This window comes from Streptomyces torulosus, from assembly GCF_001419765.1.
Classification (GTDB): domain Bacteria; phylum Actinomycetota; class Actinomycetes; order Streptomycetales; family Streptomycetaceae; genus Streptomyces; species Streptomyces torulosus.
Genome location: NZ_LIRK01000587.1, coordinates 1 through 9,680, shown reverse-complemented (window position 1 = coordinate 9,680; position 9,680 = coordinate 1). Strand labels below are relative to the sequence as shown.

At 71.0% G+C, this 9,680-nt stretch carries 11 protein-coding genes and 1 pseudogene; 3 read left to right on the top strand and 9 right to left on the bottom strand.

Annotation, left to right across the window (positions count from 1 at the left end; genetic code table 11):
• Together AOK23_RS34230 and AOK23_RS34225 are read right to left on the bottom strand one after the other, a co-directional pair.
• Positions 1-553, bottom strand: a 553-nt coding sequence (locus tag AOK23_RS34230; protein WP_169800365.1) for a TerD family protein, incomplete at its 3' end; no start/stop codon positions are given.
• Between the two features lie 209 nt (positions 554-762).
• The gene (locus AOK23_RS34225; RefSeq protein WP_063791454.1) at positions 763-1,359 is read right to left on the bottom strand and encodes a M48 metallopeptidase family protein; all 597 of its coding nucleotides are present in this window, start codon (positions 1,357-1,359) and stop codon (positions 763-765) included.
• A gap of 218 nt (positions 1,360-1,577) precedes the next feature.
• On the opposite strand from AOK23_RS34225, the gene AOK23_RS34220 reads away from it, so the two are divergent.
• Together AOK23_RS34220 and AOK23_RS34215 are read left to right on the top strand one after the other, a co-directional pair.
• A complete protein-coding gene (locus AOK23_RS34220) occupies positions 1,578-2,843 on the top strand; it encodes a TOMM precursor leader peptide-binding protein (protein ID WP_055716428.1) in 1,266 nt (421 codons plus the stop codon).
• Positions 2,836-4,188 (top strand): ABC1 kinase family protein, encoded by a 1,353-nt coding sequence (locus tag AOK23_RS34215; protein WP_055716426.1) that lies wholly within the window; start codon positions 2,836-2,838, stop codon positions 4,186-4,188. The genes AOK23_RS34220 and AOK23_RS34215 overlap by 8 nt, the downstream gene beginning before the upstream one ends.
• Before the next feature lie 88 nt (positions 4,189-4,276).
• Here AOK23_RS34215 and AOK23_RS34210 read toward each other — a convergent pair whose 3' ends face one another.
• From AOK23_RS34210 to AOK23_RS34195, 5 genes are all read right to left on the bottom strand, one after another.
• Entirely contained in the window at positions 4,277-4,486 is a 210-nt protein-coding gene (locus tag AOK23_RS34210) for a hypothetical protein (RefSeq protein WP_055716425.1), read from the bottom strand.
• A gap of 156 nt (positions 4,487-4,642) precedes the next feature.
• The gene (locus AOK23_RS34205) at positions 4,643-4,966 is read right to left on the bottom strand and encodes a hypothetical protein (RefSeq protein WP_055716424.1); all 324 of its coding nucleotides are present in this window, start codon (positions 4,964-4,966) and stop codon (positions 4,643-4,645) included.
• Positions 4,963-5,331 (bottom strand): WhiB family transcriptional regulator, encoded by a 369-nt coding sequence (locus AOK23_RS34200; protein WP_055716423.1) that lies wholly within the window; start codon positions 5,329-5,331, stop codon positions 4,963-4,965. Before AOK23_RS34200 ends, AOK23_RS34205 begins: the two co-directional genes overlap by 4 nt.
• 176 nt (positions 5,332-5,507) lie before the next feature.
• Positions 5,508-5,831: a hypothetical protein gene (locus tag AOK23_RS46005; protein WP_079049870.1), complete on the bottom strand. Its 324-nt coding sequence runs from the start codon at positions 5,829-5,831 to the stop codon at positions 5,508-5,510.
• 163 nt (positions 5,832-5,994) lie between these two features.
• Positions 5,995-8,325: an ATP-dependent DNA helicase UvrD2 gene (locus AOK23_RS34195; RefSeq protein ID WP_063791453.1), complete on the bottom strand. Its 2,331-nt coding sequence runs from the start codon at positions 8,323-8,325 to the stop codon at positions 5,995-5,997.
• A gap of 135 nt (positions 8,326-8,460) precedes the next feature.
• Between AOK23_RS34195 and AOK23_RS34190 the strand changes: the two genes are divergently transcribed.
• Complete coding sequence (locus AOK23_RS34190) at positions 8,461-8,703, top strand: mycoredoxin (RefSeq protein ID WP_055519018.1); 243 nt, start codon at positions 8,461-8,463, stop codon at positions 8,701-8,703.
• A gap of 28 nt (positions 8,704-8,731) precedes the next feature.
• Here AOK23_RS34190 and AOK23_RS50675 read toward each other — a convergent pair.
• Positions 8,732-8,857: pseudogene (locus tag AOK23_RS50675) on the bottom strand (NAD(+) diphosphatase); the annotation flags it as partial.
• Between the two features lie 2 nt (positions 8,858-8,859).
• Positions 8,860-9,621: NAD(+) diphosphatase (nudC, locus tag AOK23_RS34185; protein WP_240496692.1), on the bottom strand; the 762-nt coding region annotated here is incomplete at its 3' end.
• Between the last annotated feature and the right edge of the window lie 59 nt (positions 9,622-9,680).

The window sequence follows — 9,680 nt, the reverse complement described above, 5'->3', positions numbered from 1 at the left end:
GCTGGGGCGGGGCGGCCGGCTCCTCCTCGGCGACCTCGCCGCCGAAGTTCTTCAGCAGCGCGTCCAGGCCGCCGTCGAAGCCCTGGCCGACGGCCGCGAACCGCCAGACGTCCTTCAGGTAGAAGTCTCCCAGCATCACGGCGCGCTCGGTGGAGAACTCCGAGCCGTCGAACGGGTACCGGGCCACCTCCTCGCCGCCCGCGACGATGCGCAGGTAGCCGGGGGAGATCTGCGACATCTGGCCATTGCCGTCGATCGTCGCCGTGAAGGACAGCTTCTGGATCTGTGGCGGGATCTTGTCGAGCGTGACCCGGAAGGACTCCGTGTCGCCCGCCTGGGAGCCCAGGAGCTGGATGGCTTCCTCGGGGGTCTTCGGCTGGTTGAAGAAGACGAAATAGCGGTCGTCCGAGAGACGTTCGTCGGCGTCCAGCCCGAAACAGCTGATGTCGAAGGTCAGTCCGGGGGCGGAGATCTGTACGCCTACGTACAGATCTGTACCCGCGGTGAGGTCACTGATCTTGGCCTTGTGGCCGCGTTGGAATTCCCTGGCCATGCGTAACGACCGTCCCCCATCCCGAAAGTGAGTGCGCCTGCGAGTGCGTCGCGCCAGGCTAACCGCAAAGTCCGAGACCGTACGAGGCTGGTACAGACCCGGTACAAAAGCGCGTCTTCGAGCCACCCTGCCGGGAATCGCCCACGCGCGCGTGGAGTGCACTTCACGTCACGCGTCACGTCACGCGCGGGCTCCCCGTGCGCGCGGCGTCACTCGTCGTCGGAGGCGGAGAGATGCGGCAGCCGGTCGGCGGCGACCACCCCTTCGAGGTATCCGCGAGCGCGCTCCGTGCGCGGGTACGCCTCCAGAAGCCGCCAGAAACGTGGCCCGTGACCGGGCACGAGAAGGTGTGCGAGCTCATGGAGGAGGACGTAGTCGACGACGTACTCGGGCATGCCCTGCAGACGGTGCGACAGCCGGATGCTGCCCTCGGCGGGGGTGCACGAGCCCCAGCGGGTGTTCTGGTTGGTGACCCAGCGGACCGAGGCGGGCCGCGCGCGCCCACCGAAGTACTGGTCCGACAGACGGGCGGCGCGCTCGGCCAGCTCGGTGTCGCCGAGGAGCCGCTTGCTTTCCTGCGCGGCCAGCTTGTCGAGCATGACGGTCACCCAGCGTTGCTCCTCCGCCTCGGACATCCGGGCGGGGATCAGTACGACGGTGCGATCGCCCTCTCGGTACGCGGAGACCGTTCTGCGCCGTCGCGCGCTCCTGCGGACCTCGATCGCGCTCGCCCCCGAGCCGCTTGGCGGCTGGCTCGTCGTGCTGCGCTGTGATTTTCCGGCGCGGTGCAGTGGGTCGGCGGGCACGCCCCGACGTTACCCGCTGCACACGGGGGAAGTCCCGCCTCCGGGACGGTTCGATATCGATCCGCACTCCGAGCGCCTGATTTGTACGATGAACACCGTCGCCTGTGGACAACTCTCGACACGCATCGTCGCGGTCCGTGCATGCTGGCACTCGTCGGCGGACCGGGCACTCGCCCCGTCGACTCATGGGGATCTTCTTCTGGCTACGGGGGCCGATCATGCATCCGATGGTGAAGCCCGCGCTCCGGCGCGGTTGGCGGGATCTCAACACCGTGCAGTTCGGTCTCGCACCGGCGCACGCCATGGTCCTGGGGCCGATGGACACGACGACGGGCGGCTTCCTCGACCTCCTCGACGGGACGCGCGGGCTGCCGCTGCTGCGCGAGGAGGGACGTTCCATGGGCCTGCCCGACGGTCATGTGGACGGGATGGTGGAGCGGCTGGCCGCGTCCGGCCTGCTGGACGACGCCACCGGTGGCGGCCCGGCGGCGGACGCCCTGCGGAGCAAGCCCGAGGTCCTGGACCGGCTGCGGCCCGACGTCGCCACGCTCTCCCTGATCACCCCCGCCCCGGGCGACGCCATGCGGCACCTGGCCGCCCGTCGCTCACAGAGAGTGCAGGTACGGGGCGCGGGCCGGGTGGGTGCGGTGCTCGCCTCCCTGCTGTCGGGAGCGGGGGTCGGCGAGGTCGACGTGCGGGACGTCGGGCGGGTGGAGCCGTGGGATGTGGCGCCGGGCGGTCTGCCGGTCGAGTCGATCGGTGAGCGCAGGGACGTCGCGGCGCGCCGGGCCGCTCGCCACGCGGCCCCCGGCCGACCGCCTCGGCGCCGCGGCGGAACCCGGCCCCCCGTGGACCCGGCCGAGGACATGCCGTCGAACCGCCTCCGCGACGAGCCCGGCTTCTCCCTGGTGATCCTCGCCCCACGCGACCCCGTCGACGTCCAGGCCCCCGGTCCTACCGCAGCCGAGCCGCTCATCTCCTCCGGGACACCCCATCTGTACGCCAGCGTCGTGGAGGGCACGGCTGTCGTGGGTCCTCTGGTCCTGCCCGGTGAGACGGGCTGCGCGGGCTGCCTGGAGCAGGGGCGCGCGGACCGCGACGAGAGCTGGCCGCGGTTGGTCGCGCAGTGGCGCTCCGGCCGCCCCCGTCAGGTCGAGGCCTGCGACCTGACGCTCGCCACCACCGTCGCGGCGCTGGCGGCGGGTCACGCGCTGTCCTTCCTCGACGGGCAGACACCGTCCAGCGCGGGTGCCCGCTGGGAGGCCTCTCTACCAGGGCTCGACTGGCACTCGCGCCCGGTCTGGTCGCATCCCGATTGCCCCTGCGGAGCGGCGCAGAATGGATCGAGCGAGAAAGGTAACGGGGAACACACCCCAAAAGACGGGGAACGGCGCGAGACAATGGCGAGGCATCAGCGGTCAACGAGGTTGTCCCGCAAGGCGTACGCGGCACGGCCGGCTGGGACTTGGAGGGCGCATGTCTGATCTTCCCCGGAAGGCGGTCACCCGGACCGCCAAGCTCGCCGCGCTCCCGCTCGGCTTCGCGGGTCGGGCCACTTGGGGCCTCGGCAAGCGGATCGTCGGCGAGTCGGCGGAGCTCGTGGGCCGTGAGCTGCAACAGCGCACCGCGGAGCAGCTGTTCAAGGTCCTGGGCGAGCTGAAGGGCGGCGCCATGAAGTTCGGGCAGGCCCTGTCCGTCTTCGAGTCGGCGCTCCCCGAGGAGATCGCGGGCCCCTACCGCGCCGCGCTCACGAAGCTCCAGGACGCGGCTCCGCCGATGCCGACCCGCACGGTGCACTCCGTGCTGCGGGAGCGGATCGGCGAGGACTGGCAGGAGCTGTTCCTCGAGTTCGAGGACAAGCCGGCCGCTGCGGCCTCGATCGGGCAGGTCCACCGCGCGGTGTGGCATGACGGCCGCGCGGTCGCGGTGAAGGTGCAGTATCCGGGCGCGGGCGAGGCCCTCCTCTCCGACCTCGGGCAGCTCAGCCGGTTCGCCCGCCTTCTGGGCCCGCTGATTCCGGGGATGGACATCAAGCCCCTCATCGCGGAGCTACGGGACCGGGTCTCCGAGGAACTCGACTACGGTCTGGAGGCGCAGGCCCAGCAGGCGCACGCGGAGGAGTTCGCCGACGACCCGGATGTCGTGGTCCCGGCCGTGGTGCACCAGTGCGACCAGGTCCTCGTGACCGAGTGGATGGACGGCACGCCCCTCTCGGAAGTGATCACCGACGGTTCTCAGGAGCAGCGTGACCGGGCGGGCCAACTGCTGACGCGCTTCCTCTTTTCGGGCCCGGCCCGCACCGGTCTCCTGCACGCCGACCCGCACCCCGGGAACTTCCGCCTCCTGCCGGACGAGAAGGTCGGCTGGCGCCTCGGTGTCCTCGACTTCGGCACGGTGGACCGGCTGCCGGGCGGCCTGCCCACCCCGATCGGCGACGCCCTGCGTCTGACCATCGAGGGGGAGGCCGAGGCCGTCTACGAGATGTTGTGCGCGGAGGGCTTCGTCAAGGAGTCGATCGACCTGGACCCGGACGCGGTCCTCGACTATCTGCTGCCCATCATCGAGCCGGCCCGGGCCGACGAGTTCACCTTCGCCCGAGGCTGGATGCGCAGCCAGGCCGCCCGTATAGCCGACCCGCGCTCCCCCGCCCACCAGCTGGGCAAGCAGCTGAACCTGCCCCCGTCCTACCTGCTCATCCACCGGGTCACCCTGAGCACCATCGGTGTGCTGTGTCAGCTGGGCGCGACGGTCCGTATGCGCGACGAGCTGGAGGAGTGGCTGCCGGGCTTCCTGACGGACGAGGAGCCGGAGTCGGCCACGGGAGCGTGAGCCGACTGCCGGCCGACCCCACGGGCTCGGCGGGGCGATATCGCGCCGCCGGGCTCGGCCCGCCTCGCGCCACCCCGCCGCTCCCGGCTCACCACCAGGCCGAGTCCAGGCGGCCCTCGATCGCACGAAGGTTCTCCCGGGCGCAGGTCTCGCAGAAGTAGTGCCGTCGGCCGTTCTCCACGGAACAGGTCCACAGGGGTTGGGGAGCCTCGGTGGTGGCCCCGCAATGGGCGCACACGAGGGTCTGCGGTGTCGCGGCGGAGCCGCTGTCGTCGTTGCCCCCGGAAAGACTCGTCACCGGGCGACGATAACTCCGTGCCCGGCGGATCCGCGCTCGCAACGCAGCGCGGGGGCCGGTCCCTTCGGACCCGCCCCCGCGAGGAACCACCGTCAGAGGTGGTGATGAGGTGCCTGTGCCGTTTCCGGCCGGCTCATGCCGATGGCCGCGTGGCGGCTACTGCATGACCGCCATGGCGAGCGCACGGCGGGCACGCATCGAGGCGCGCTCGGCCCGGCGCTGCATCCGGCGGGCGACCGCCAGGCGGATGGCCCGGCGCTCCTGCTCGGCCTGGTGCAGGCGCTCGTGCATATGCGCACGAGCCAGGGCTTCTGGCATGAGATGCATTTCTCGGGTCCTGTTCTGACGCGAGGCGTTCGCGCCGGTGGTGGTGAAGTCTGGGGTCGCGGAGCCTGCGAGCTCGCTCGTGGACGGCTTCATCGGGGCCTGCTTCTTGGGGTCGTGCGTGAGAGGGCGGTCGATCGTTCCGGTGATGTTCATGCCGTGACCGGGTTCTTGCGCGGGCGACCACGAGGCCGCTTGCGGGCAACGACGACACCCTGGACGAAGAGCTCGCCACCCCAGACGCCCCAGGGCTCACGCCGCTCCTTGGCGCCGGCGAGGCAGGCCTCCATCAGCGGGCAGGTGCGGCAGAGGGACTTGGCGTACTCGACATCGGCCGGCGACTCGGCGAAGAAGACCTCCGGGTCGTAGGAGCGGCAGGGGACGGGTACACCCAGGTTCTCGATGGCGTCGTCGAGCGCGGTGAGCGCAGTGAGCGGGGTCAAGGTGGAGTCCTCCGTGAGGCGGGGCGGGCGGAGCGTTTCGGAAGGCGGTACGGACGGGGCGTGCGCTTCGAGTTGCACGGTTCGTCTTCCTCGTCTGGTCGTTCCGGCCTGGTGGGCCGGGTGGCGGCTGGTACCGGGTTCTTTTCTTGTCCCGAGGCCCCTTCGCTCTGCAGTCCCCGGTCGGGGACAAAACAGAAGGGCCGCGGATCCCGGATGGGGTTCCGCGGCCCTGAAGGCGCCGGCCTGATCGTCGATCAGGCTGGATCACTCCAGGGTTCAGGCCCACGGAAGGCCCACATCAGGTGGTGCTGCGTCGTCTGCTTCCGGATTCCGGCACCGGCCGCCGCAAAGGCATAGGCCTGGGCCTGTGCCTCTACTGCTGCTTCCAGTGCCTTGGTCGGTCGCTCATTGCGCTCACGGACGGGAAGGCCCGCAGGAGACACGGAGGACGCCGGACGGCCGCCACGGAGGGCGGACAGACCGGTGCCCAGGTTCGAGACGCCGAGCATGCACGTGGAGACGGCCGAGCGATCGGTCATTTTGACCGGGCTGATGAAGCTGGTGTTGATGCTGATCACTGGACTCGCCTCCTCTCGGCGTCTACGGGATCGGCGTGAGCCAATCCGACGGATATGAAGTACACCACGAAACCAGGGCCTTGGAGAAGGCCGCTGTTCCCGTGCCTAAGAACCTATGGGGATTGCTGGGGCATGCGCAAACTATTTTTTCGACGAGTTCGTATCAGTCGCTCTCGTCCTCGGTCGGGGGCTCCCGACCTGCGCAGATGTCGAGAACATCGGCGCCGTACCGCTGGAGCTTACGGGCGATGACGCCGGGGATGCGACCCAGTTCCACCGGAGTGCTCGGCCCCGCTTCCGCGATCGCCATCAGGGTCAGGTCGGTGAAGACGCAGAAGTCGGGCTGCCCGCTGCGTCGGGCCTGGACGGCCCGCCACTCGCGGAGCCGCTCGTAGAGACCCTCGTCCATGTCGGAGGGGCAGTCCTCGCAGCGCATCAGCTTCATCTCGCCCGCCTCGCGCAGGCTGCGGCCGCAGACCCGGCAGCGGGCCGGGGTCCGGCTGGTGCGGCGCGCGACCGGTCCGCTGCCGCCGCCGACCGCGAGGGAGGCCGTTCGGTGGCCCGCCGAGCCCTGTTCGACCCCGCCGGAGGCGGTCGCGCCGGAGCGGCCCCCGGGGGCGGTGGAGCCGGGGCGCAGACCGTCGAGGAACCGGCTGGGGCGCCGGTTCGGGCGGCTGCCGGGCGAGCGGGACAGGGCCCAGGAGACGGAGAGCTGCTGCCGGGCGCGGGTGACGCCCACATAGAGGAGTCGTCTCTCCTCCTCGATCTGCTCGTCCGTTCTGGCGTAGGTGATCGGCATCATGCCCTCGGCGACGCCGACCAGGAAGACGACGTCCCACTCCAGGCCCTTCGCGGAGTGCAGCGAGGCGAGGGTGACGCCCTGGACGGTCGGGGCGTGCTGGGCGTTGGCCCGTTCGTCCAGTTCCGCGACGAGGTCGCCGAGGGTGGCGTCGGGGCTGGCCGCGGCGAAGTCCTGCGCCAGGTTCACCAGGGCGGCCAGTGACTCCCAGCGTTCCCTGACCGCTCCGGAGCCGGCCGGTGGCTCGCCGGTCCAGCCCTCGCCGGACAGCACGGCCCGTACCTGTGAGGGGAGGTCGACGGCGTCCTCCAGGAGGCTGTCGTTGCCGCCGAAGCGGGCCGCAGCTCTCAGCGCGGATCCCGCCTTGCGCACCTCGGGGCGGTCGAAGAAGCGCTCGGCGCCGCGCAGCTGGTAGGGCACCCCCGCGTCCGCGAGGGCCTGCTCGTAGGTCTCGGACTGGGAGTTCGTGCGGAACAGGACGGCGATCTCGCTCGCCGGGACCCCGGAGCCGATGAGGTCTCGGATACGGCGGGCGGCGCCCTCCGCCTCGGCGGGCTCGTCCGTGTACTCGGTGTAGCGGGGTTCGGGGCCCGGGGGCCGTTGCGAGATCAGCTCCAGGCGGTGGTCGGCGGCGCGGCCCCGGGCCTGGGCGAGGAGGCCGTTGGCGAGGTGGACGACCTGGGGGGTGGAGCGGTAGTCGCGGACGAGCTTGACGACGGTGGCGCCGGGGTGACGGAGGCGGAAGTCGAGCAGATGGTCGGGTGTTGCGCCCGTGAACGAATAGATCGTCTGGCTGGCGTCGCCGACGACACACAGGTCGTCCCGGTCGCCGAGCCACAGTTCCAGGAGACGTTGCTGGAGGGGGCTGACGTCCTGGTACTCGTCGACCACGAAGTGCTGGTACTGGGAGCGGACCTGCTCGGCGATGTCGTGCCGGTCCTGGAGGATGCCGACGGTGAGCAGGAGGACGTCCTCGAAGTCGATGACGGCGCGCTCGCGCTTGAGGTCCTCGTAGGTGGAGTAGATCTGGGCGATCTCGGCCGGGTCGCGGGGGGTCTCCCGGCCGTGCTTGGCGGCTGCGGCGGCGTAGTCGGCGGGGACGGTCTGGGTGACCTTGGACCACTCGATCTCGGCGGCGGCGTCCCGTAGTTCGTTGCGATCGAGACGGATGCGGCAGGCGGCCGCCGCGTCCGCGACGAGGGGGATCTTGCGGTCGACGATCCTGGGCATCCCGCCGCCCACGGCCTTCGGCCAGAAGTACTGGAGCTGGCGCAGGGCCGCGGAGTGGAAGGTGCGGGCCTGGACGCCGGCGGCACCGAGCTGGCGGAGGCGGCCGCGCATCTCCCCGGCGGCGCGGGCGGTGAAGGTGACCGCGAGCACGCTGGCGGGCTGGAGCATCCCCGCCCGCACGCCGTAGGCGATGCGGTGGGTGATGGCGCGGGTCTTGCCCGTGCCGGCACCCGCCAGGACGCACACCGGCCCGTGCAGGGCGGTGGCCACCGCGCGCTGCTCGGGGTCGAGCCCTTCGAGCACCGCGTCGGCCGAGTCGGGGACCCGCGGGAAGAGGGTGGAGTGCGTTGCTGCTGTCACATGGCCATGCTGCCAGGTCGCCGGAGACGGCTGAGCCGGTTGTCCACAGGCAGGCCCCCGCAGTCGTACTAATGCGGCAGGCGCTCCCGTGCGCCTCGGGCGCACAGGGTGGGCCGTCGGCGTGGGGCGTGGCGGAGCGTGGTGGTGGACGCCACCCTCCTGCGGGGAATGGCGGGCCCGTCGCGTACGTTCCACTCACTGCTACGAGCACCCCTCATACCGTGAAGGAGCGCCAGGGACATGGCGGGCACTGTGACGATGTACAGCACCACGTGGTGCGGCTACTGCCGTCGGCTGAAGAGCCAGATGGACCGCGAGGGCATCACGTACACCGAGATCAACATCGAGCAGGACCCGGAGTCCGCGGCGTTCGTGGAGAAGGCGAACGGCGGGAACCAGACCGTTCCCACCGTCCTCTTCCCGGACGGTTCGACCCTCACCAACCCCTCGCTGGCGCAGGTCAAGCAGAAGATAGGCGCGTAGCCGCGCGAGCCCCCGCCCGGTCACACCCCTAGCCGGTGTGCCCCCGGGTCGGCAGGGGCTTGCCGTACCAGAGTTCGATCAGCCGGGCCGCGATCGAGATGCCGTAGGGAGCCAGCACCTCCCCGGACTCGAACGCGGCCCGCAGCTCTTCCCGNNGCGGGCCATGAAGCCGAGCATGAGGCTGGAGGGGAAGGGCCACGGCTGGCTGGCGATGTACTCGACCTGGCCGACGGTGATGCCGACCTCCTCGTGGACCTCCCGGCGCACGGCCTGCTCGATGGACTCACCGGGCTCCACGAAGCCCGCGAGGGTCGAGAAGCGGCCCTCGGGCCAGTGCACCTGGCGGCCGAGGAGGAGGCGGTCGTCGTCGTCCGTGACACCCATGATCACCGCGGGGTCGGTCCGCGGGTAGTGCTCGGCGCCGCAGGCCGGGCAGCGGCGGATGTGACCGGCCGCCGCGATGACCGTGCGTTCGCCGCAGCGGGAGCAGAAGCGGTGGGTGCGCTGCCAGTTCTCCAGACCGACCGCGTGCACCATGAGGCCGGTGTCGCGCGGCGACAGCAGCATGCCCGCCTCACGCAGGCCGGCCGGGCGGGCCGACTGGTCCATGCGTCCGGGCAGCGAGTCCTTCTGCAGTGCGAAGTAGCTCACACCGTCGGCGTCGGTGCCGAGGAAGTAGCGGTGCGCCTCGGTGAGCGGTGCCTCGAAGGACGGGGTCATGACGAGTTCGGTGGTGCCGTCGGGCGTCTCGTCGATGAGGACCTGACCGCCGGAGACCACGAAGCAGCGGGTGGTGGGGTGGCTCCAGGCCGCCGCGAGCCAGGCCTCGTCGAGGCGGTGGTGGGCCGCCCGGTCGATGCCGCTCGGGGCGGTGAGAGCGATGGGTCGATCGGCGGTGTGGTCGGTCCAGGTCGTCACGGGTGCTTCCAACTCCCCCGGTGGAACGGTCGGGTTCGGGCGGGCTCGTATACACATCT